This window comes from Bifidobacterium jacchi, from assembly GCF_009078285.1.
GTDB lineage: Bacteria > Actinomycetota > Actinomycetes > Actinomycetales > Bifidobacteriaceae > Bifidobacterium > Bifidobacterium jacchi.
Genome location: NZ_RQSP01000010.1, coordinates 36,793 through 59,008 on the forward strand (window position 1 = coordinate 36,793; position 22,216 = coordinate 59,008).

General features: G+C 64.3%; 17 protein-coding genes and 1 riboswitch. Of the genes, 13 read left to right on the forward strand and 4 right to left on the reverse strand.

The window, feature by feature from the left end; genetic code table 11:
- Window positions 1–369: 369 nt before the first annotated feature.
- Together EHS19_RS04290 and trxA are read right to left on the reverse strand one after the other, a co-directional pair.
- The gene (locus tag EHS19_RS04290) at window positions 370–1,407 is read right to left on the reverse strand and encodes an aggregation-promoting factor C-terminal-like domain-containing protein (protein ID WP_151916557.1); all 1,038 of its coding nucleotides are present in this window, start codon (window positions 1,405–1,407) and stop codon (window positions 370–372) included.
- Between the two features lie 144 nt (window positions 1,408–1,551).
- The gene (gene trxA / locus EHS19_RS04295; protein ID WP_151916558.1) at window positions 1,552–1,914 is read right to left on the reverse strand and encodes a thioredoxin; all 363 of its coding nucleotides are present in this window, start codon (window positions 1,912–1,914) and stop codon (window positions 1,552–1,554) included.
- Window positions 1,915–2,179: 265 nt separating this feature from the next.
- Here trxA and EHS19_RS04300 point away from each other — a divergent pair, with 265 nt between their 5' ends.
- From EHS19_RS04300 to fmt, 13 genes are all read left to right on the forward strand, one after another.
- Window positions 2,180–2,797, forward strand: a complete 618-nt coding sequence (locus tag EHS19_RS04300) for an NUDIX hydrolase family protein (protein WP_175578299.1) — start codon at window positions 2,180–2,182, stop codon at window positions 2,795–2,797.
- Between the two features lie 162 nt (window positions 2,798–2,959).
- Window positions 2,960–3,970, forward strand: a complete 1,011-nt coding sequence (locus tag EHS19_RS04305) for an alpha/beta fold hydrolase (RefSeq protein ID WP_151916560.1) — start codon at window positions 2,960–2,962, stop codon at window positions 3,968–3,970.
- Window positions 3,970–5,067, forward strand: coding sequence for an NAD(+) diphosphatase (gene nudC, locus EHS19_RS04310; protein ID WP_151916561.1), 1,098 nt, complete (start codon window positions 3,970–3,972; stop codon window positions 5,065–5,067). The genes EHS19_RS04305 and nudC overlap by 1 nt, the downstream gene beginning before the upstream one ends.
- Before the next feature lie 151 nt (window positions 5,068–5,218).
- Window positions 5,219–5,617: a glycine cleavage system protein GcvH gene (gcvH, locus tag EHS19_RS04315; protein WP_421745225.1), complete on the forward strand. Its 399-nt coding sequence runs from the start codon at window positions 5,219–5,221 to the stop codon at window positions 5,615–5,617.
- A gap of 1,549 nt (window positions 5,618–7,166) precedes the next feature.
- Complete coding sequence (locus EHS19_RS04320) at window positions 7,167–8,459, forward strand: App1 family protein (protein ID WP_421745235.1); 1,293 nt, start codon at window positions 7,167–7,169, stop codon at window positions 8,457–8,459.
- An 81-nt stretch (window positions 8,460–8,540) separates the two neighbouring features.
- On the forward strand, window positions 8,541–10,946 hold the full coding sequence (locus tag EHS19_RS04325; protein ID WP_151916564.1) for a S9 family peptidase: 2,406 nt from the start codon (window positions 8,541–8,543) through the stop codon (window positions 10,944–10,946).
- A 122-nt stretch (window positions 10,947–11,068) separates the two neighbouring features.
- On the forward strand, window positions 11,069–12,100 hold the full coding sequence (locus EHS19_RS04330; RefSeq protein ID WP_151916565.1) for a 3-isopropylmalate dehydrogenase: 1,032 nt from the start codon (window positions 11,069–11,071) through the stop codon (window positions 12,098–12,100).
- Window positions 12,101–12,321: 221 nt separating this feature from the next.
- On the forward strand, window positions 12,322–13,452 hold the full coding sequence (locus EHS19_RS04335) for a lipoate--protein ligase family protein (RefSeq protein WP_151916592.1): 1,131 nt from the start codon (window positions 12,322–12,324) through the stop codon (window positions 13,450–13,452).
- A gap of 93 nt (window positions 13,453–13,545) precedes the next feature.
- Window positions 13,546–13,860, forward strand: a complete 315-nt coding sequence (gene rpoZ / locus EHS19_RS04340; protein WP_151916566.1) for a DNA-directed RNA polymerase subunit omega — start codon at window positions 13,546–13,548, stop codon at window positions 13,858–13,860.
- Window positions 13,861–14,046: 186 nt separating this feature from the next.
- A riboswitch (SAM riboswitch) is annotated at window positions 14,047–14,111 on the forward strand.
- Window positions 14,107–15,333 (forward strand): methionine adenosyltransferase, encoded by a 1,227-nt coding sequence (gene metK / locus EHS19_RS04345; protein ID WP_151916567.1) that lies wholly within the window; start codon window positions 14,107–14,109, stop codon window positions 15,331–15,333. (Overlaps the previous riboswitch by 5 nt.)
- A gap of 137 nt (window positions 15,334–15,470) precedes the next feature.
- On the forward strand, window positions 15,471–17,855 hold the full coding sequence (locus EHS19_RS04350) for a primosomal protein N' (RefSeq protein WP_151916568.1): 2,385 nt from the start codon (window positions 15,471–15,473) through the stop codon (window positions 17,853–17,855).
- Between the two features lie 319 nt (window positions 17,856–18,174).
- On the forward strand, window positions 18,175–18,879 hold the full coding sequence (locus tag EHS19_RS04355; protein ID WP_151916569.1) for an HAD family hydrolase: 705 nt from the start codon (window positions 18,175–18,177) through the stop codon (window positions 18,877–18,879).
- 160 nt (window positions 18,880–19,039) lie between these two features.
- Entirely contained in the window at window positions 19,040–20,083 is a 1,044-nt protein-coding gene (gene fmt / locus EHS19_RS04360; RefSeq protein ID WP_151916570.1) for a methionyl-tRNA formyltransferase, read from the forward strand.
- A gap of 168 nt (window positions 20,084–20,251) precedes the next feature.
- Here the strand turns inward: fmt and EHS19_RS04365 are convergent, their stop codons facing one another.
- Window positions 20,252–20,713: a hypothetical protein gene (locus tag EHS19_RS04365; RefSeq protein ID WP_151916571.1), complete on the reverse strand. Its 462-nt coding sequence runs from the start codon at window positions 20,711–20,713 to the stop codon at window positions 20,252–20,254.
- 796 nt (window positions 20,714–21,509) lie between these two features.
- Entirely contained in the window at window positions 21,510–22,184 is a 675-nt protein-coding gene (serB, locus tag EHS19_RS04370; protein WP_151916572.1) for a phosphoserine phosphatase SerB, read from the reverse strand.
- Window positions 22,185–22,216: the final 32 nt, after the last annotated feature.

Below are 22,216 nucleotides of genomic sequence, written 5' to 3' on the forward strand. Positions count from 1 at the left end.
TCCCTTCCATCGGCTCCGTCATGCGCAGGCAGACACAGCGGGCTTGGATGGCGCAGTGGCGTCACGCGAATCGATCAGGGGGTCAATCCGGGGATCAACGGGTGACTGGAGTCACTGGTGCCGCAGCTGGTGTGTCGTCGGATCATCGGCGTGCGATTATTGGTGCAATTGTTGTATATACATCATTTTTTATGACCTATATACATTACGCCGAGGTGTGGATCATCGCTCCCTCAGCAAGCGCTCAAAGTCGCGTGTGTGCTGAAAGGCTCGGTGGGTTCTCCGGGGTGGGGCGCGCTATCGGTGGGTTTTCGGTGGGTTCTCGGTGACGGGTGCGCTTAGCGGTGCATCCTTACCGGTGCCGCGCCGTCAGTACGTCTTGTTGGCCACCCAGTAGGCGTAGGCGTTCTGAATGGAGCCGTAGCGCTGGTTGCAGTAGCTCCAGAACCATTTGAGCTGGGTCTGGTAGTTGGTCGCCCAGTCGGCGCCCGCGGAGACCATCTTGCTGCCGGGCAGCGCCTGCGGCAGACCATACGCGCCCGAATACGGGTTCGTGGCGTTGACCTGCCAGCCGGACTCGTGCGTGACGATGAACACGGTGGCGGTGAAGTCGGCTTCGGAGTAGCCGTTGTCAAGCAGATACTTGTGCGCCCACTCCTGCATTTCTCCGGCGGGCACGGTGGTGCCGAGGTCCGCCGCGGCATCGGATGCGCCGTTCGACGATCCGGTGGACTGCGACGGTGCCGACGCGATGCCGGTACCCACGAGAATGACCTTGTTGACCGGGTCCTTCTTGACGTACGAGGTGAACACGTTGGAGGAGACAACCTTGCCCGCCGAGCGCGTGACCAGGCTGGTCGTCTCGACGATGCCGTCCTTGCCTTCGGTCTGCACCTTCTCCTGACCGGCCGGCAGCGCGTCGGTCTTCTTCTTGACGACGTTGTACGGGATCTTCTTCTCGGCGGTCTCGACCTGCGTACCGGCCCGCTCGATGGTGATGACCGTGGATTCGCTCACCTTGGTGGTCAGCGACGGGCTGACGGTGTCGTTCGGGTCCAGTGTGATGTCACCCTGATCAAGCACCGATTTGACGTCGGTGAAGTTCGTGCCGAGGATCGTGCGGGACTTGCCGTTGACCTTGACGGTGATATACGTCGTATTGGCATTCGCCCCGCGCTTGCCGAGCAGATCTCGGGTCTCGCCGCGGGATGCGGCCACGGCGTCCGGGTCGGTCGCCGAATACGACGTGATCGGCTTCGCCTCGGGCGTCGAGGTCTGGTAGAGACCACGGGAGGCAAGGCCGACGCCGGCGAGCACGGCCAGAGACGCAATGACCGCTGTGACGCGGGTCAGCACATGCCGATCCATGGAGATGATCGATGCGCGTTTTCTGCGATGATTGGCCATGACGCTCCTTCGATGCCCGCCGGGGCACATTGACAAACTGTCTCCATACTAGCCCATGCGGGCGAGGAGGCGTTTCCTGCGTACTGTGACGGGTCCTTTGGCGGATTCCGCGGCAGTTCAGCCGGTCCAGTTGGTTCAGTCGGCTCAGGCGGCGTTGGCGTCCGCGCCGGCGGCCGCCGCGTCCACGTCGAGGGCGCGCGCCTGACCGATCAGATCGTCGAGATCGGAGGCACGCAGCGCGCCGGCCTGCTTGAAGATGACCTGGCCCTTCTTGGCGATCAGCAGCGTGGGCACCGCCTGAATGCCCGCCGCCTGGGCGAGATCCTGATTCTGATCGATGTCGACCTTGGCGAAGTAGATGTCCGCGTTGTCCTCGCTCGCCTTCTCGAAGACCGGGCCGAACGCGCGGCACGGGCCGCACCAGGTCGCCCAGAAATCAACGAATACGATCTCGTTGGACGTAAGCACGTTTTCGAACTGCGCTGAAGACACTGCATGGGTGGCCATGGCGCCCCTCCTCTTTCCGTGGCCTCCGCCCCGGCTCCCTGGCCGCGATCAGGCTGATCGCCGATCGCATGCCGCCGGCAACCGGGCGAGGGCCGTTGCCTGATTTGCCTAACAGCTTCCCATCACCACCCAACAAGATGCGGGCGACACGCCGTATCGTGGCCGGATTCTCGCCCAGAGTGGAATGTGCGGAAAAACACCGCGCGACCGCGGGATTCATGCGCCGTCGTGACTCGGGTTGGGTGATAATGGTGACATGCCAGTGATGAATGATGAAGTGCCCGACGAGGGCGATTTCGATGCGGGACGTCGTCGCGGCGAGTTCGACGACATCACCCCCGAGGACTTCGTGCGCGGCTCCGGGCACGGCAATCCCCCCGGTTGGCTCGGTGCGGCCGACATCAATCGCGCCCGCCACCAGATGCCCATCGCCTATGTCGAGGTCGTGCCGGTGCGTGTGGACGAACTGGGGCGGGTCTCGCAGGTTGGCTCTCTGCTGCGTGTGTCGGACGACGGCTCGATCGAACGGACGCTGATCACCGGGCGTGTGCTGTTCCACGAGACGCTGCGCGAGGCCATCGCCCGCAATGTGGCCAAGGATCTGGGCGAACTGGCGCTTCCGGTGCTGCCGCAGAGCCTTCAGCCGTTCGCCGTGGCCGAGTTCTTCCCCACGCCGGGCGTGTCCGAATACTACGATCCGCGTCAGCATGCGATCGCGCTGTGCTATGTGGTGGCGATCGCCGGCGACTGCAAGCCGCAGGACGAGACGCTTGACGTCGAGTGGGTGGCGCCCGGCAGCGAGGTCATGGAGCGTTTCATCGGCCAGATGGTCAACGGGCATGGCGACATCGTGCGACGCGCGTTGTCGTGGATCGGCAGTTGATGGATCGGCGGCTGATTTGTGGTGCCAATGCGGCAGTTCGGTTTCGTGTGTTCCGATGCGCGCTTTCGCGCTTTAGCTTGGTCGTCGCATGGTCTGGTTGTCGCATGGTCGCGCGGGAATCGCTGATCATGGTTGTCGATGAATCGCTGATGAGGAGTTGCAATGTCGATTGAACTGAACAGTACGGTATATCGCGCGGTTGCCGCGAACGCCGCCGGTGCGGCCGCCGCCGCGCACGTCCCGCTGGTGCTGGTGCACGCCTTTCCGGTGGACCATCGCATGTGGGACGTGTGCGCCGAGCGCACGGCGGCGCTGTCCGATGCGCGCGGCATGCGCCCGTTCGCGATCATCGCGCCCGACATGCCCGGCGTTGCGGACGGCACGATTCCGCCTTCCGACGACACCGGCATCGTCGCTGCGGACGGCGCCTATGAGCAGGCGCTGGATCGCGTCGCCGACGCCTATGTCGCCACGCTGCACGCGCTCGGATACCGGCGTGCCGTCTGGGCGGGATTGTCGATGGGCGGATACGTCGTGCTTGACATCCAGCGCAGGCATCCCGAGGCCATCGCCGGCCTCGCGCTATGCGACACCAAGCCGGATGCGGATTCGCCGGCCGCCCGCGCCAATCGTCTGCGCGTCGCCGCCGAATGCGTCGCCGGGAACACCGTGGATCCGGTGATGCACTTCGCGCAGCCGCAGCCGACCGATTCCACGTTCAAGCGCTCCCCCCAGGGCGTGGCGCTGTTCACCCGCTGGATTCGCGAGCAGAGTCCGCAGGGCGTCGCGTGGCGGCAGCGCATGGCAGCGGGCCGACCGGATCTGCGCGACCAGCTGGCGAAGGTGAGCGCGCCGGCGGCCGTGATCTGCGGTTCGCTCGACCCGTTCAGCCCGCCAAGCGCCATGCATCCGCTCGTTGAGGCCATGAGCGGCACCCATGCCAGTTGGACCGAGATCGACGACTGCGGTCATTTCAGCGCGGTGGAGCAGCCGGATGCGGTCGCCGGTGCGCTGGTCGATCTTATGGCAAAGGTCGCCGCCACCGATGCGGCTGCCGACGATGCGTTTGCTGACGATGCGGCTGCGTCCGGCACCGCTGCCGCATCGTCCGGTGCCGCCACCGCCGGTTCCGCAGCGTATGCCGCAGCCGCAGCCTCGCCGGAGGTGATCTGATGTTCTCGCCGCTTGCGTTGACGCAGACGCTGCCGTTTCTGCCGCTCGCCCAAGGCGACATCGATTATCAGGTCGATCGGCGCGGCGAGGAGGGACTGATCGACGCGCTGCTGGGGGAAGCGACCACCAAGGTCATTCTCGTGCGCGGCGGACTGGTCGCCGTTCCGCGCGGGCAGGGCGGTCTGGTCGACTACGAGAACGTGCATATGCGGCTCGCCACGCTGCCGGGAGCCTATGTCGGCGCTGAGCTGGGCCGATATCCGCAGGCGGTGGCGATGTTCCTCGGCGTCTACGGCGGCGCGCGCGCCGAGCACGTCGTCGCGATCGACATCACGCGGATTCCCGTCGACGATCCCGCCGATGCCGTACCGGATGCCGCGGGTGTCGGTGTCGACGATGCATTCGATGCCGACGATCGGCAGGAATACGCCGATTCGCCGGCACGGAAGCGCGAATCGCTGCTGCGGCGTGCCGTAAGGCAATTCGATTGGGTGGATTTGCGTGGATTCGCGCCGCATGCGAACGCGCGCGAGGCCGGTCAGGCCACCAGTGCGGTCACGCTTGGCATGTGGCACATGTCGCAGCGGTTCTGCCCGACCTGCGGCGCGCCAGTCGCCACGGCGCTGTCGGGCTGGGCGCAGCGATGCACGTCCGGGGATGATGGCCGGATACTCTTCCCCCGCATCGAACCGGCGGTGATCACCGCGATCGTTGACGGGCGGGATCGGCTGCTGGTGCAGCACAATGCCGCGTGGCGCAACCCCACGTTGTATTCGGTCAGCGCCGGATTCGTCGAAGCCGGGGAGAACCTTGAGCATGCCGTCCGACGCGAGGCGAAGGAGGAGACCGGCATCACGCTCGGCGAGGTGCGATACCTCGGCTCGCAGCCCTGGCCGTTCCCCGCGTCGTTGATGATGGCGTTCAAGGCGCAGGCGCTGACCGGCGATGTGCGCGTCGACGGCGACGAGACGGTTGCGGCGCGATGGGTGACGCGCGACGAGTACACGCAGGAGCTGATCGCCGGACGGATGTCCGCCCCCGGTCGTGCCACGATCGCGCGGTACATGATCGAGGAGTGGTACGGTCGTGAGCTGTGAGCTGTGAGCTGCTGCGGCGGCTGGCGGATGGCGGCGTCGGCTGTTGCTGATGGATTGTTGCTGATGGGGTGCTGGTGATGGATTGCGGGTTGCGGTCGCCGATGGCTGTGACGGGGTTGCGATAGGCTGATGTGCCATGAATGCAGCAGATATGAATGACGACGACCGCCCGCTCAATCTGGATGTGCCGGATCATCTGGAATACTCGGAGGAGCACGTCTGGGTGGACGCATCGGTTTCGCCGGCGATCGTGGGCATCACCGAATATGCGGCGAATAAGCTTGGCGAGCTGGTGTTCGTCGATCTTCCCGAGCCCGGCGGCAGGGTCGAGGCCGGCGACGAGATCGTCGAACTGGAATCCTCCAAGGCCGTCGAGCCGCTGATCTGCCCGGTTTCCGGGACCATCCGATACGTCAATCGCGACGCGGCGGACGATCCCAGCGTCATCACCAACGATCCGTATAACGAAGGGTGGATTGTCAAGATCGAACTCGACGACGACGAACCCGAACTGCTCAGCGCCGACGAGTACCTGCGCATCATCCGCTAGCGTCCTGCGTCAGAAATTCGTTGATTATATTGTTGGCTCCCCTTGTCAGGGGAGCTGGCCCGCGAAGCGGGACTGAGGGGTAGTGAATTCGTCAATGAATTTCTGACGCAGGACACTAGCGGTTCGCTCGCGCGTGTTGTTATGGGGGACAGTTAGCGGGAGGGCGGCTTCCGCCTCTTCACTGCCGTCTCTTCGCCCAGTCAGTGTTTCGTTGTCACGGCTTCGTTGTTCCGGTTTCGTTGTGTGTTCCGGTTTCGTTGTTCCTTGATCGCTGACTCCTCTTGGTGCAGGGTCAGCGCCACCCGAGCATGCGCGACGCAGGACACTGGGCGTGTGTTTGTCACGTGTGTTTGGCAATGGCATGTTGGTTGCCAATCGGCAACCAACAGACCGGGCAGTGTAATGCTGTGCCCGAAGAAGGTTGAAGCTGAATTGGAGTTGAAGCAGAAGCCCTCGAGCCTCGGCCTCAGACAGGTCATCCCCCAATACATCATCCCCGGCACGTCTTTCCCCAACGCCTCATCCCCAATACGTCATCTCCCAGTGTCTCATCCCCAGTGTCTCATCCCCCGCACGTCATCAACAGCGCAAGGATTTTTCGGGATTTGCCTTGAGTTCGTGAAATCCTTGCGCTAATAGGCCTCTCAGCGCAAGGATTGCTCGGAAAGATCCTTGAGTTCGTAGAATCTTTGCGCTAAGCCCGGTCCCAGCGCAAGGATTTTACGAAATGGCCCTTCTTTGCGAGAAATCCTTGCGCTGTTGGAGAGCGCTGTTGGTGGTTGCACTGGGTGGTGTCCCTCTCTGGTGCTCTTCCTATGTCCCTCTCGCATCCTCTCGTTTGTGCTTCCTTCGCGCACTTCCTTAGCGCAAGGATTTTTCGGGATTTGCCTTGAGTTCGTGGGATTCTTGCGCTAACGGGCCTCGTAGCGCAAGGATCTTTCGGAATCCCCCTTGAGTTCGTAGAATCTTTGCGCTAAGCGGCATCTCAGCGCAAGGATTTCTCGGAAAGAGCGTTGAGTTCGTAGAATCTTTGCGCTAAGCCCGGTCCCAGCGCAAGGATTTTACGAGATGGCCCTTCTTTGCGAGAAATCCTTGCGCTTGTGGGTGCGCTCGTGGGTGCGCTCAGGGTTGTGCTGTGGCTGGGTTGTGGTATGGAGTGTTGTGGTACGGAGAGTCGGAATGGGGCGGAATCGCGGAATCGCGTTGCGTACCAAATAATCAGATTCTCGCTGGAATCTCAAGGCGGATTGCCGAGCACAGCGGATTGCCGAACAGTTTCGAATGGCATGTTGGTTGCCGATTGGCAACCAACATGCCATTGCGATGAACGTTGCGATGAACGGATACCCGCGTGTCTTGTCGCGCGATTGCCTCGGTGGCGTTGGGACCGCATTTATCGAGGGATGCGACGAGGAGAGCGAGGAGGGTTTCGAGAGGCCTGCAACGGGAGGCCGATCCGGGCCGAGCTGAAAGCGAATCTGATTCTTGCGGATGATTGCCGGGCGTTGCCGACCCACCGTATAGTGAAGGTATGAACCTCAGGAAGCGAATCCGCACCGGCCGCGACGACGCCGGCCGTGACGACGCCGGCCGTGACGACGCCGGCCGTCTGACATCCGGGCAAGCCGACATAGCCGCGCATGCCGGAGACGACGACATGCCGACCGTACCGATTCCCGCGCGCCACGTCGTCACCACGTTCGACGCCGCGTCGCGGCATGAGCGCATCGAGAACAAGCCGCTGATGGTGCGCTTCCTGCGGCGCGTCATCACACATGCCTTTGACGTGTGGCTGCGGATATCCACCACCATCGTGCGCGGTCTCAACTGGACGCCGCGCGTCGAACCGTACGTCGGATACGGCACCGACGACTACTCCCGACTGATCTGTCGGACCGTCTACGCGCCCGCCCACCAGCGTTCCGACGAGCCGGTCCGAGGCATCTGGGGCATGCTCGCCGTTCCCGCGCCGCATCGGCGGGTGCGCATCTCCATCGACGGCATGCCGTTGGAGACCGTGCAGGTCGGTGCCGCCGAGGTCTACGACAGAGTGGATCGCCGCCGCGAACGCAGCAGCGAATACGCGGCTTCCGACACGAGCGGATACCTGGATCTCGTCGCCGAGCACCGACTCGAGCCCGGCATCCACCGCGTCTCATACGCCGTCGAAGGGCGCAAACCCGTCGCCGCCGACCTGTTCACCGTGCCGGATGACGCTCGCGTGGGCATCATCTCCGACGTGGACGACACGATCATGATCACGCAGGCGCCCACATTGTGGAAGGCGGCCTACAACCTCCTGTTCCTCAGCCCCAAAAAGCGCGCCCCCGTGCCTGGCATGAGCGTGCTGTTCACCAAGCTGCAGGATCTCTTCCCGGATGCGCCGTTCTTCTACCTGTCCACGTCCCCGTGGAACGTCGAACGGCAGATCCGGCATTTCATCGCCGACCACGGCTACCCGGCCGGACCGCTGCTGCTGCGCGATCTCGATCCGCGCCCCAAGACGTTCATCCCGACCGGCGTGCAGCACAAACTCGAGTTCGCTGAACAGCTCATGGCCGACTTCCCCGACATGCGCTTCATTCTCATCGGCGACGACGGGCAGAAGGATCCGACCACATACGCGACGATCACCAGACGATACCCGGGCCGAGTGCTCGCGATCGGCATCCGCCAGCTTTCCCCGCGAGAAAGCTCGCCGCTGTCGTCGATGGCGGGCATCACCGCGACGCAGCCGATTCCGGTCACCGATGTGCCGGTGTTCACCGGAACCACCGGGTCGAATCTGATGAAGACCATGCTGCCGTATCTCAAGGCGCATCTCGCCGGCACGATCGACTGATTGATTTGGCTGTGATGCATCGCCGGCACATCGACCGACGAGCGCGCCGCACTGGGCCGTGAGGGTCGTATAATCTCCCTCATGACCGATCAGCAGTTGCGCGATGTCAGCGAATCCGATGCCCCCGGCGAACCGCCGCATGCGCCACGCATTCCCGAGCGCAGAACCATGCACGGCGACGTCTTCGCCGACCCCTATGCGTGGATGCGCGACCGGACGTCGCAGCAGACACGCGATTTCATCGACGCGCAGAATGCCTACTGCGAGCAGCGCATGAAGCCGCTCGCCGGACTGCGCCGCACACTGTTCGACGAGCTCAAGTCGCGCGTGCAGCAGACCGACATGTCGGTGCCGACGCGCATCGACGACTACTGGTACTTCACGCGCACGATCGAAGGCGCGCAGTACGCGGTGCAATGCCGCATCCCCGTACGCGGCGAGGACGACTGGGAGCCGCCGCACGTCGAGCAGGGCTCGGCGCCCGGATCGATGCCGGACGAACAGATTGTGTTCGACATGAACGCCGAAGCCAAGGGCCACGACTTCTTCCGCATCGGCGGCATGGACATCAGCCGGGACGGCCGATGGATGCTCTACGGCGTGGATTCGACCGGCGACGAGCGCTACGATTTCCGCATCCGCGACCTTGCGACCGGACGGGATCTGCCCGACCTCATGCCGTCGATCGGCGGCGCATGCCTGACTCCGGACGGCCGATGGGTGTTCTATATGGCTCTGGACGACGCGTGGCGGCCGTATGCGGTGTGGAGGCATCGCGTGGGCTCGCCGAGCGAGACGGACGTCGAGGTGTTCCACGAGCATGATGAACGCTTCTGGGTCGGCGTGGGGCTGAGCTTCGACGAGCGCAACGTGGTCATCGGCACCGGCTCGAAGACCTCCAGCGAAGTGCTGCTGCTGCCGGTCGCAACGCCCGAGGGACGTTTCGAGGCGTTCATTCCCCGCGCCGAGGACATCGAGTACGACGTGAGCTTCTCCTGTTTCGAGGGCGCCGGCGAGCATGGCGAGGACGTGCCGGTGGCGGTGGTGTGCCACAATGCGGTCAATCCGAATTTCGAGATCGATGTGGTCGATATGCGGTCGCATCGGCCGCCGTTCAGGCTGGGCGAAGGCATGCGGGTGGCCGCCGGCTCGCCCTGCGGATGCGAGCGCGGCGACGCGGTGCAGGCGGGAGCGGCGACGCGTCCGATATCCGATGCCGCGCACATCACCGGCAATCCCGGGATTCTGGACGGCGCTCGCGGACTGGCGATCGAATCGATGGCCATACATCGGCATTTCGTGACGCTCGGCTACCGCGCGGATGGGCTGCCGCGCGTGGCGGTCATGAGCAAGGCGGATGCGGCCGCCGATTTTCTGGCTGGCCGACCGTGGCGGTTCCGCGAGATGATTCCGCCGGCGTTGGACGGCGACTGGGATGCGCCGGGCGGTGACGCGGATCGCGACGAACCGTCGGCCATGCGCGCACTCGACGGGCGGACGCACCGGCTGTACAGCATCGGCGCGGCGGGCAATCCCTCATATGATGCGCCGCGCATGCGCTACTCGTTCTCCAGCTTCACTCGCCCCGGCGAACTGCGCGAACTCGATCCGGTCACCGGGCGGGATGTGCTGCTCAAGCGGGCGAGGGTGCTCGGCGATTTCGACGCGCGCGACTATATGGAGCGTCGCGTGTGGATCACCGCCCGCGACGGCGAACGCATTCCGGTGTCGCTGGTGTGGCGTCGGGGAAGGCTGTCGTGCCCGGCGCCGATGTTCATCACCGGATACGGCGCCTACGAGATCAGCTCCGATCCTGGATTCTCGGTGGCGCGGCTGAGCATGCTGGATCGCGGCGTGCTGTATGCCGTGCCGCATGTGCGCGGCGGCGGCGAGATGGGGCGCGCATGGTATGAGCAGGGTCGGCGTCTTGCCAAGCGGCACACATTCGAGGATTTCGTGGATGCGACCGCCGCCCTTGAGCATGCCGGACTCGCCGACCCCGCCCGCACCGTCGCCAATGGCGGTTCGGCGGGCGGTCTGCTCATGGGGGCGGTGGCGAACATGGCACCCGAGCTGTATGCCGGGATCGAGGCGGATGTGCCGTTCGTGGACGCGCTCACCTCGATTCTCGACCCTTCGCTGCCATTGACCGTCACCGAGTGGGACGAATGGGGGGACCCGCTGCATGATGCCGACGTGTATCGCTATATGAAGTCGTATACGCCATATGAGAACGTACCCGCGCCCGGCTCCGAGGCGGCGGCGCGATTCCCGCGGATGTTCATCACCTCGTCGGTGAACGACACGCGAGTGCTGGTCACCGAGCCGCTCAAATGGACCGCGGCGCTTCAGCATGCGGGCATCGATGCGGTGCTGCGCGTGGAGACCGAGGCCGGTCATGGCGGGACCTCCGGGCGCTACCGGCAGTGGGAGGAGGTCTCGTATGAGAACGCGTGGTGTCTGTCGGTGATGGGCGTCGACCGTTGAGCGCCCAGTGCCGAGCGTCAGTGCTCAGCGCGGGGCGGCGACTCGTTGCGCCGCGCGTCCGCATGTCCACAAGCTGAGCGAACGCCGTACGGCATGTGGGCGTGCTAGTAGGCTCGCGTGCTATGAGCAAGACATACACGATCGCCGTGATCCCCGGCGACGGCATTGGCAAGGAAGTCACCCCGTGGGCGCGCAAGGCTCTCGAAAAGGCCGCGCAGGGCGTTGCCGACTTCACCTATGAGCCCTTCGACCTCGGTGCCGAGCGCTATCTGCGCGACGGCGCGATTCTTCCCGACGACGAGCTTGAACGCATCAAGAAGACCGATGCGATTCTCCTCGGCGCTGTCGGCGATCCGCGCATCAAGGCGGGCATCCTGGAGCGCGGGCTGCTGCTGAAGCTGCGCTTCGCGCTCGATCAGTACGTGAATCTGCGCCCCTCCAAGCTGTACAAGGGCGTCACCTCGCCGCTCGCCAACCCCGGCGACATCGACTTCGTCGTCGTGCGTGAAGGCACCGAAGGCCTGTACTGCGGCGCGGGCGGCGCGGTTCGCCGCGGCACCCCGCAGGAGGTCGCCACCGAGGTGTCGATCAACACCGCGTACGGCGTCGAGCGCGTGGTGCGCTACGCCTTCGATCTGGCCATGAAGCGTCGCAAGCATGTCACGCTCGTGCACAAGAAGAACGTGCTCGTCAACGCCGGCGACATGTGGCAGCGCATCGTCGATCGCGTCGGCGAGGAATACCCCGAGGTCACGCACGACTATTCGCACATCGATGCGGCGACCATCTATCTGGTATCCGACCCGTCCCGATTCGACGTGATCCTGACCGACAACCTCTTCGGCGACATCCTCACCGACGAGGCGGGCGCGGTCGTCGGCGGCGTCGGCTATTCCGCGTCCGGCTGCATCAACGCGTCGAATGAGTATCCGTCCATGTTCGAGCCGATTCACGGCTCTGCCCCCGACATTGCCGGCAAGGGCATCGCGAATCCGACCGCGGCCATTCTGTCTGCCGCCATGCTTCTGGAGCATCTCGGCTTTGACGATGCCGCCAAGCGCATTCATGCGGCGGTCGAGGCGGACATCGCCGAACTCGGATCCACTGCGCGCACGACCGAGCAGGTCGGCGAGGACATTCTCGCGCGCATCTGAGCGTCTGGCGGCTGGTTCTGCAATGGTCGATCGCATGGCGGCATAGCGTGAAACACCTCGTGAAACAATCGGTGCAACAATCGGTGAGCGCATCCGTAGGTGGGCCGGCGAGCCGGTCAGCGGAACCACCGGCCGGCCAGCCGACGAACCAGCCGGTGAACCAGTCAGCGAATCAGCCAGCGGATCATGGCGCGCTGCCTGTGCGGCGCGGCGAATGCAAGATGCCGGGCGGCAAGCTGGTCGGAGTGAACGTGTCCGTCCGCCCCTCGGATGGGCGGGCGGTGCGTTGCCGTCTGGACGGAGACTTCTTCGTCGAGGGCGACGATGCGGCGTCGCGTGCGCTGATCGAGGATATCGAACATGCGCTGATCGCCGGCGAGCCGGTGGAGCGGACGGTCGCACGCCACGCCGACGCGCGACTGATCGGCGCGAGTGCCGCCGCGATCGAAACGGCGTTTGCGCGGGCGACGGGTGTCGAATGCGCTGTCGGCGGCGACGGAAACGTGGCCGGTCACGTCGCGCCCGAATCCCAGCGTGGGCTCGATGTCGCCAATCAAAGCGCAGCACCTGCTGCCCGAGTCGATGTTCGCGTTGCTGCCCAAGCCGATGATTGTGGCAAAGCCCATATCAATAGTCGCGCCGGCGAAGCGGAACGATGGCGGGCGCGGTGGGCCGGCCTCAATCCGGTCGTCATCCATGATCGGCCGCGCACGCCGGCGGATCAGATGGCGATCGACGAGCAGTGGGCGCGCCAGGTCGCGTCGGGGCGGCGGCCTGCGACCATTCGATTCTGGGAATGGGCGGCACCCGCCGTGGTGGTCGGCCGGTTCCAGTCCATACCCGACGAAGTGCACGAGGCCGAGGCCGCGCGGGAGGGCATCGCGGTCGTCCGTCGCTGCACCGGCGGGGGAGCCATGTTCATCGAACCCGGCAACACGATCACCTATTCGCTGGTTGCGCCGCTGTCGTTCGTCGCCGATCTCGACGTCGTCTCCTCGTATCGGCTGTGCGACCAGTGGCTCATCGACGCGCTGCATGAATTGGGCATTGATGCCGTCTACTCCGGCATCAACGACATCTCGTCGCCGGTCGGCAAGATCGCGGGGGCCGCGCAGCGCCGATTCGCCGGGGTTGCTGGTGGTCCGGGATCGGTGCTGCATCACGTCACGCTCGCTTACGACATCGACGCGGCGAAGATGGGACGGGTGCTCAACACGTCGGCTGAGAAGATGAGCGACAAGGCGGTCCGCTCTGCCGTCAGACGCGTCGATCCGCTGCGATCCCAGACCGGACTGCCACGCGAGGCCGTCATCGACGCCATGATGCGGCATCTCAAGGCGATGGCGCGCTGACCGGGGCTGTGGGGAGTTTCGCCTAAAGTCGGCGTATATCGCTATACTTGCTGCGGTTGAGATAGATTTTCCACGGTTTGGAGATACACGAACATGGCAGAAGATACCGAGGTCAAGACCAGCGAGACGTTCGGCACCGATCCCACTCCGGACGGTCTGGCGAACCCGCCCATCGACGATCTCATGGAGCACGCCGACTCCAAGTACGCGCTGGCGATCTTCGCCGCCAAGCGCGCCCGTCAGATCAACTCCTACTTCACCCAGCTCAACGAGGGTCTGCTGCAGAACGTCGGCCCGCTGGTCGAATACCAGAATCAGGAGAAGCCGCTGTCCATCGCATTCCGCGAGATCAACGAGGGTCTGCTTGAGGAGACCCTCGGCGAGGACGATCTGAGCGAAGGCAACTGATCGCCGTCCGTCGGCGCAGTCGCTCAAACAGCGAACGAATTGTGGCGACACGCTTGCTCCGAGCATCAGCATCGGGTACAACTGGATAATCAGGAGCGAACAACAACGTAGGGCTCGCGCCGGCCGCAAGGTCAGGCACGAGCCTTTTTCATAGCCTGTGCGATCCTGCAGTGAATAAAGAACAACCGTATCATTGTGCCCTGCGGCGAGCCTGCCGCAGGGCGATAAGTCCGAAAGAGGGATGATATGACGAATCGGGAGCGCAAGCTCATCTCCGCCGAATCCGTGACCGAAGGCCACCCCGACAAGGTCTGCGACCAGATCTCCGACGAAATCCTCGACGATCTGCTGCGGCAGGACCCGCAGTCGCACGTCGCCGTCGAAACCAGCGCCGCGACCGGCGTGTTTCTCGTGTTCGGCGAGGTGACGTCCGAAGGATACGTGGACGTGCAGGCCAAGGTGCGCCAGACCCTGCGTCGCATCGGCTACACCAGTTCTGAGGTCGGCCTCGACGCCGACTCGTGCGGCGTGATCGTCGCGATCACCGGCCAGAGCGCCGAGATCAATCAGGGCGTCGCCCGCCTCAGCGGACAGGAGGAGTCCGAGGCCAGCCGCGAGGAGCGCTACGAGGCGCAGGGAGCCGGCGACCAGGGCGTGATGTTCGGCTACGCCACCGACGAGACGGACGTGCTCATGCCGCTGCCGATTCATCTGGCGCATCGCCTTGCCTACCGTCTGGCCGAAGTGCGCAAGAGCGGCGAAGTCGCGCATCTGCGTCCGGATGGCAAGACGCAGGTCACCATCGAATACGACGAAGACAACAATCCGCTGCGCGTCGACACCGTGCTCATCTCCACCCAGCACGACCCCGAGGCCACGCAGGAATGGCTGCGCGGCCAGCTCAAGGAGCACGTCATCGATCCGGTGCTCGACGAGGTGCTTGGCGACAAGGTCCGTCACGACGACTACCGTCAGCTGGTCAACCCGACCGGCTCGTTCATTCTGGGCGGTCCGGCCGCCGACGCCGGTCTGACCGGTCGCAAGATCATCGTCGACACATACGGCGGCGCGGCGCACCACGGCGGCGGCGCGTTCAGCGGCAAGGATCCGTCCAAGGTGGACCGTTCCGCCGCCTACGCGACCCGCTGGGTGGCCAAGAACATCGTGGCGGCCGGCCTTGCGCATCGCGTCGAGGTACAGGTGGCGTACGCGATCGGCGTGGCCGACCCGGTGTCCATCAACGTCGAGACGTTCGGCACCGAGATCGGCGGCGTGACCCGCGATCAGATCCAGCAGGCGGTGCGCAAGGTGTTCGATCTGCGTCCGGCGGCGATCATCGACGAACTCGACCTCAAGCGTCCGATCTATGCGAAGACCGCGGCATACGGCCACTTCGGCCGCACCGACGCCGACTTCACGTGGGAGCGCACCGACAAGGTGGACGAGCTCAAGGCGGCCATCGCCGCTCTGTGATGCCGTGACCGCCGCTCTGTAGGCGCATGCTGCAATGAGCGGCCGTGCAGCCGGTGGCGCCGCCGGTGGTGGCGCGCCGATCAACCGATCAACACACTGATCAAGGCGCCGATCAGCGCGCCTATTATGATGGGCGCATGAGTGAAATGGAAGCCGAACAGCCGGCGTTCGAGGGACTGGCCCCCCGGCGTCGGCATCGACGCGCGACGAAGACCACATCGCGCGTCGCGGCTTCGCACCTGCCGATCGCACAGGTGGTGATCGACGTGCAGGCGACCCATCTGGGGCGGTCCTTCGACTATCTGATCGACGAGAGGCATTCCGATGCCGCGGTTCCCGGTGCAATGGTGCGCGTGCGGTTCGGCGGCAGACTCATCGACGGCGTGATCTGGGATCGCGTCGCGCACAGCGACACGCCCACATCCTCGCTGAGATTCCTGGAACGGGTCTATCCCGGCCCGCCGCTGGTGTCAGCCTCGCTGCGCGACGACATCAGCGCGATCGCAGAAGCCTATGGCGGCACGCGCGCCAACATACTGCGGCTTGCCGTGCCGCCGCGCGTCGCCCGCGTCGAACGGGAGCAGCAGTTGATCGGCGCGCGCGGCGCGACCACGCGCGACGACGATGGCCCGTTCGGTCCGCGTCGGCCGCGGCTGGAACAGGCGCGCGACGCGGTTTTTGCGCGCATGCGCGGCGAATACGATGCGGTGCCACGGCTGCATGCCGCCATCGAGGGCAGCGGATTCGCGTCGTTCGTCGTCGATGCGCTCGCCGGGGCCGGGCGCTGGGCTGCCGACGCGGCATGGACGGCGCTTGACGCGATGCTTTCGGACAAACCGGTGGTGATGGTGCTGCCGGGCATGCGCGAGGTCGATGATGTCGCATGGGCACTGCGTCGACTGGGATTGCGCCCGTTCGCGCCGAGTGGGGCGACGCATGGCGGATTCGACGGCGATTTCGCCGTTCTGAGCGCATCGATGCCGCCGGCGGAGCGGTATCGCGCGTTTCTTGCGGCGGCGAGCGGTCAGGTGCGGTGCATGATCGGCCCGCGCGCGGCCATGTACGCGCCGGTCGAGGGAGCCGCCCTGTTCATGATCGTCGACGATCTCGCGTATCAGAACATGGACGGCATGATGCCCTACGCCAATGCGCGCGGCGTGCTGCGGCTGCGCGCGCAGCGGCACGGCGGCGTGTTCGTGGCGCTGTCGTATGCGCGAAGCCCGATCAGCCAATGGGAGTGCGCCGGCGCTGCGAACGGCGTGCGCGACATTGTGAACACCCCGGTGAGCGGATTCAGCGCCCCGGTGCACGCGCTGCAGGCCGTCACGCGTGACGAGGCACCCTGGATTCGCTGGCTGAATCGTGACGAACTCGCCAGACTCGCCGACCCAAGCATCGGCTCGCGCATGCCGCACACCGCCGTCGGCGTGATCCGCGGGGCGCTGGAGGAGGGGCCGGTGCTGCTGTCGATTCCCTCGGATGGCGTGTTCGCGTCGCTCAGCTGCGCGCGGTGCCATCGTCAGGCCCGATGCGCCCGCTGCACCGGTCCGCTGCAGACGGGGGAGCCGTCGGGGCCGACCGGTGCCGCCGCGCCGCGTTGCGCATGGTGTGGCGCGGCCGCGGTGAACTGGACATGTCCGGGATGCGGCGGCGAGCGGATGACGGTGGTGCGCGTCGGCGCGGCCGGCACCGCACGCGAGCTCGCCGGGCTCTTCCGCGGCGTTCCGGTCGTATTGTCGTCGCCGAGTCAGCCGCATGGCATCGTGGCGACCGTGCCGAATCGGCCGCAGATCGTCATCGCCACCCCGGGGGCGGAGCCGCGCGTGATTCCCGACGGCGGATTCGTGGCTGCCCCCGCCTTGGTTGACGGTGTGCAGCCCGGCGGAGACGCGGCGATGCATGCCGAATCCTCGGGTGGACAGCAAGTGCCCGGATTGTTCGGCGAGTATCGTGCGGTGGCGATTCTCGATGCGTGGACGAGCCTGTATGCGCCCGGCATCGACGCGCGCCCCGACGCGCTGAGCGCATGGATGCGGGCCATGTCGCTGTGCGCGCCTCGCTCGCGCGGCGGGGTGGGGCTGCTGATCGGCGAGGCCGACCCGATGGCGGCGCAATCATTGATGCTGTGGAATTCTCCGATGCTGGCCGCCCATGAGATCAGGGAACGCGCCGAAACAGGCATGCCGCCGGTCGTCGCCGCCGCCTGCGTATGGGGCGCGCGGCCGGCAGTGATGAAGGCGCTGGAGCGGATCGGCGTGACATTGACCGGCGAGTGGGGCGTGATCGACGTCGGCGGCGAACAGATGCCGGCGATGCTCGGACCAGTGCCGATACCGCCACCGGCCACATTGGATGCGCGGGAACTGGAGGCGACGCGCGACCGGGTCAAGGCCGTGGTGCGCGTGAACGTCGGCCGACGCGCCGAACTCGCGCAACGACTGCATGAGGCGGTCGCCCTGCATGTCGCCTCGCGCGGGAACGGCGAGCTGCGCTTCCGCCTCGACCCCAAGGATCTCATCTAAGGATCTCATCTAAGGATCTCATCTAAGGATTTCGTCTAGCGGCCCGTCTCGCGAATAATCGAGTGTTGTGGCCCCCTGATGAGGGGCTGTCAGCGAAGCTGACTGGGGGAGAGACAGAAGCTGAGCCCTTCGATTATTTGCGAGACGGACCACTAACGCCCTTCGCCCCTGACGCTGTGCAAGGTCGGTGCGGCATGGGACGATGATGTAGGCGATGAAGTCGGCACTCGGCCTCCAGGCGGTCGATCGGCCGGCCAGTCGACGACGCCATTGCGCGGCGAAACTGCAACAGATGCATGTCAAACGAATGGAGGACGACATGAAGGGTTGGCCGGGAGAGCCGAACATGGAGCATGATGTGCTCATGGCCGAAGGCGAGGCGGCGAAATCGGCCGGCAAGCCGATCCGCAACGTGATCTTCGACTTCGGCAACGTGCTGATCTACTGGAATCCGGTCGCGGCGCTGGTCGCCCGCTACAGTCAGGAGACGATCGACCAGTTCCTCGACAACGACATCTCCGGCTTCTACGACGGCAACGACATGATGGACGGCGGACTGTCGCTGGAGGAGGGCGTCGCGTGGATGCGCCGCACCCACGGCGACAAGTGGGCCGACATGCTGCAGTACTATCTCGACAACTTCGAGGACTCGCTCACCGGCGTCGTGCCGGGCATGCGCGTGCTCGTCAATGATCTCAAGGCCGCCGGCATCGGCGTGTGGGGACTGTCGAACTGGGAGAAGGAGCTGTTCCACATCGCCGAACGCGACTGCCGCATCCTTCAGCAGCTCGACGGCAAGGTCGTCTCCGGCTACGTGCACATGCGCAAGCCGCACAAGGAGATCTACGAGGAGGCCATCAAGCAGTTCGGCATCGACCCGTCGACCACCGTGTTCATCGACGACAAGGCCATGAACATCGTCGGCGCGAACGAGGTAGGCATCCGCGGCATCCGCTTCTCCGACTCGCGCAAGCTGCGCGACATTCTCATCGGTCAGGGAGTGAACATTCCCGGCGTGAAGTGATGCAACGCGCCGTTCGCGTATGCGCGGGGCGTCATGCGCCACGACGTGCATTGTGACATGCGTCAATGCATGCGCTGGCATGCATCACGGCATGCGGCCACGGCATGCGTTGTGGCATGCGTCATGGCATGCCATGTAAGGAAAGGAATCCATAACACCTATGCTCAAACTGTTGTTCGCCGGTACGCCGGACGTCGCCGTTCCCTCGCTGCGGGCGCTCGCCGCCGATGCGCAGCATGTCGAAGTGGTGGCGGTGCTCACCCGACCGGATGCGCCGGTGGGGCGCGGACGGCGGCTCATGCCCAGTCCGGTCAAGCAGGCCGCGCTGGAACTGGGGTTGCCGGTGATCGAATCCGATCCGGGCGAACCGGCGTTCATCAGCGAGCTTGCCGCCACCGGCGCCCAGGCCGCCGCAGTGGTCGCCTACGGGCGGATTCTCAAGCAGAACGTGCTTGACGCGCTGCCGGGCGGCTGGTACAACCTGCATTTCTCGTTGCTGCCGCGCTGGCGCGGGGCTGCCCCCGTGCAGCGGTCCATCTGGGCCGGCGACGCGCAGACGGGTACGACCGTGTTCCGCATCACCCGTCAGATGGATTCAGGGCCGATCATCCGGCAGACCGCCTCGCCGATCGGCGTCGAGGAGACGTCCGGTGATCTGTTCGATCGGCTGGCCGTCTCGGGGGCGGCCGATCTCGTGGCCGCGATGCGCGCGGTCGGCGACGGCACCGCGGTGGAGCGCCCCCAGCCGCGGCAGACCGACGAACCGATCGCCGACAAGATTCGCGTGGATGACGCGCACATCGACGTGCAGACTTGTGCGGCTGGCATCGACAGGCAGATCCGCGCATGCACGCCGCATCCGGGTGCGTGGCTCACGCTGCATGCGAATGGCGCGTCCGGCGATGCGCTTGGCGATGGTGCGTCCGGCGGCGCATCGATCACTCTGCACGTGATCAAGGCGCGGCCCGTGGCCGCAGTGGCTGCCGATTCGGCGGCTGGCGGCGAGGTTTCGGACAGGTCGGGAGCGCAGGTGCCCACCGAACTTGCTGCAGGCGCGCTGGTCGTCGGCAAACGCAACGTGTGGCTGGGGACCGGTGATGGCGTGCTTGAGCTGTTGGAGGTCAAGGCGCAGGGCAAGAAGGCCATGCGCGCCGCCGACTGGGCGCGTGGCGCGCACCTCGCCGCCGACGCCTACTGCGACTGACTGCCGGATTCGTTTGACCGGCCCGAGAGGGGCTGCGTGTGCGCTGCATGTTCTGCCGCGACCCCCTGCTCATTGATGAGGTATCAATCGCGGTAGCATGGGGTGCGGGGATGGAACAGCTAATAGGTTGTTGCATCCCCGCACTGCTTACCTGTATTTATTTTGTATTTATACAGGTGTGGACCAGTCGATTGATAAATACAAAGCAACGAAAACATTAGCCATAAAAACGGGTACTGAAATCACGCCGGCAAGAACCTGAGGCAATAAAGCAAACCTATATTTATCCGAATAGCAACTGCCAATGAATCTGATCACGATATTCGCGAACCAAAGCAGCCATCCGCAGCAGATTACAAACAAAAACCTCCATTCCCAGACAGGGGATAAGAAATCGACTCTATAAGGCACGTTTTGAAAAAAACCAATCACCGCTTCATCATTCCCGAGCACGCCCAACCATGCAGGTTGCATTAGGAGCAGACCAAGCCACCAGCAGATGCGCTGCGCTACGTGAAGCCGCCGGCATGTCCATATCTCGTTAGTCTGCATGGCGGCATGAGAATCCTCGTATTTCTCCTCCGACCCCGAATCGATGAGCGCTTGCTTGGCGTTATGTTCGTTCGACATCGCGACATCGTCCTTTACCGTTGCTCATATTGTTCTTTCATGCATGCATCATACTGAGAAATAGCCGATATCTCATCGGCAAGGGTGCTGTCATTGCCGATCATTCACCTATGCACGATTCCTACTCATTTCGTTCAGCTTCGATATGTTCCATTTGTTTGCATGTCACCCAGCAAGGCATATAGTGCGTTCGATGGTTATAATTTGGGGAATTGGAGGACAATGGCATCAACAACAACGCCAATGCCGGAGTATGAAATCGGTCGTTTCTGTCCGCTTGCTCGTAAGTATTAGATGAAGGAAATCATTGACAAAACTGTTACTGCATGATGGATACGGAGCTTCGGCACATGCTCACTAAGGCCGGATTCCCGAATTTCGATCGCTGAGCCTGAAACGAATTTGCAGCGCGGGACACAGTGGTCCGTCTCTCAGATAATTGCGCTGATCCGATCCGCATGGCTGATCCGCGCGGCTGATGCGCTGAAACGATCGTGTGCATGGCATGTATGTATGGGCGTGTGATGGTCTTTCACGGGAATCTCGGATGGTTGATCGTGTGCATGGAGCGTACATAGGACATCGCTGATTGTGTGCATGGAGCGTACATCTACATGATTGTGTGCATAGAACGTTCACGAAATACCTGTTTCAAGCCTTCTTGCATACGTCGGATGCACACGACGCAACAACAGCATACGCTGTATGTACACGATGGTGTGATGGGGGAGGTGACGGATGCGCACGATGTGCATGATGCGCACGATGCATACGCTGTATGCACGCGATGGACGCGTCAGTCGCGCAGCAGCGGCAGCACCTGCATCAGATCGCGCTCGTTGATCGCCTGATCGGCGGCGAGCTGCGTCTTGGGCTTGGCACAGAACGCGATGCCGAGTCCGGCCGCATGAATCATCGGAATGTCGTTCGCCCCATCACCCACGGCGACCGTCTGGCTCATCGGCACGCCGTCGCGCTTCGCCCACGCCTGCAGTGCGTGCATCTTCACCGTCTTGCATACGATCTCACCGACCACCGTGCCGGTCAGCAGTCCGTCGGCCACTTCCAGCCGATTCGCCAGCCAGTAGTCGATGTGCGCCTCTTCGGCGAGCCGGTCCACCACCTCATGGAATCCGCCCGAAACGACGCCGACCTTCCAGTCGTGCGCGTGCAGCGTGTCGATCAGCTCCAGCGCGCCGTTCGTGAAATGCAGCGAATCATGCACGGTGTCGAACACCGAAACCGGCAGCCCCTTGAGCAGCGCCACGCGTGCGCGCAACGCCTCGCAGAACTCCAGCTCGCCGCGCATCGCGCGTTCGGTCACCGCCGCGATCTGTTCGCCGCAGCCGGCGGCCTCGCCCAGCTGGTCGATCACCTCCTCGTCGATCAGCGTGGAATCGACGTCCATGACCAGCAGGCCGGGCCGGGACAGGGTAGGCGTGTCAAAGTCTTGCAAGGTTTCGCTGCACATACGCACGATTGTCGGAAATCGCTGGGACAATG

Excerpts from the sequence above, each read along its gene's own strand:
- EHS19_RS04290 (WP_151916557.1), bottom strand. The coding sequence starts at position 1,407 with ATGGCCAATCATCGCAGAAAACGCGCATCGATCATCTCCATGGATCGG.
- trxA (WP_151916558.1), bottom strand. The coding sequence starts at position 1,914 with ATGGCCACCCATGCAGTGTCTTCAGCGCAGTTCGAAAACGTGCTTACG.
- EHS19_RS04300 (WP_175578299.1), top strand. The coding sequence starts at position 2,180 with ATGAATGATGAAGTGCCCGACGAGGGCGATTTCGATGCGGGACGTCGT.
- EHS19_RS04305 (WP_151916560.1), top strand. The coding sequence starts at position 2,960 with ATGTCGATTGAACTGAACAGTACGGTATATCGCGCGGTTGCCGCGAAC.
- nudC (WP_151916561.1), top strand. The coding sequence starts at position 3,970 with ATGTTCTCGCCGCTTGCGTTGACGCAGACGCTGCCGTTTCTGCCGCTC.
- gcvH (WP_421745225.1), top strand. The coding sequence starts at position 5,219 with ATGAATGACGACGACCGCCCGCTCAATCTGGATGTGCCGGATCATCTG.
- EHS19_RS04325 (WP_151916564.1), top strand. The coding sequence starts at position 8,541 with ATGACCGATCAGCAGTTGCGCGATGTCAGCGAATCCGATGCCCCCGGC.
- EHS19_RS04330 (WP_151916565.1), top strand. The coding sequence starts at position 11,069 with ATGAGCAAGACATACACGATCGCCGTGATCCCCGGCGACGGCATTGGC.
- EHS19_RS04335 (WP_151916592.1), top strand. The coding sequence starts at position 12,322 with ATGCCGGGCGGCAAGCTGGTCGGAGTGAACGTGTCCGTCCGCCCCTCG.
- rpoZ (WP_151916566.1), top strand. The coding sequence starts at position 13,546 with ATGGCAGAAGATACCGAGGTCAAGACCAGCGAGACGTTCGGCACCGAT.
- metK (WP_151916567.1), top strand. The coding sequence starts at position 14,107 with ATGACGAATCGGGAGCGCAAGCTCATCTCCGCCGAATCCGTGACCGAA.
- EHS19_RS04350 (WP_151916568.1), top strand. The coding sequence starts at position 15,471 with ATGAGTGAAATGGAAGCCGAACAGCCGGCGTTCGAGGGACTGGCCCCC.
- EHS19_RS04355 (WP_151916569.1), top strand. The coding sequence starts at position 18,175 with ATGAAGGGTTGGCCGGGAGAGCCGAACATGGAGCATGATGTGCTCATG.
- fmt (WP_151916570.1), top strand. The coding sequence starts at position 19,040 with ATGCTCAAACTGTTGTTCGCCGGTACGCCGGACGTCGCCGTTCCCTCG.
- EHS19_RS04365 (WP_151916571.1), bottom strand. The coding sequence starts at position 20,713 with ATGTCGAACGAACATAACGCCAAGCAAGCGCTCATCGATTCGGGGTCG.
- serB (WP_151916572.1), bottom strand. The coding sequence starts at position 22,184 with ATGTGCAGCGAAACCTTGCAAGACTTTGACACGCCTACCCTGTCCCGG.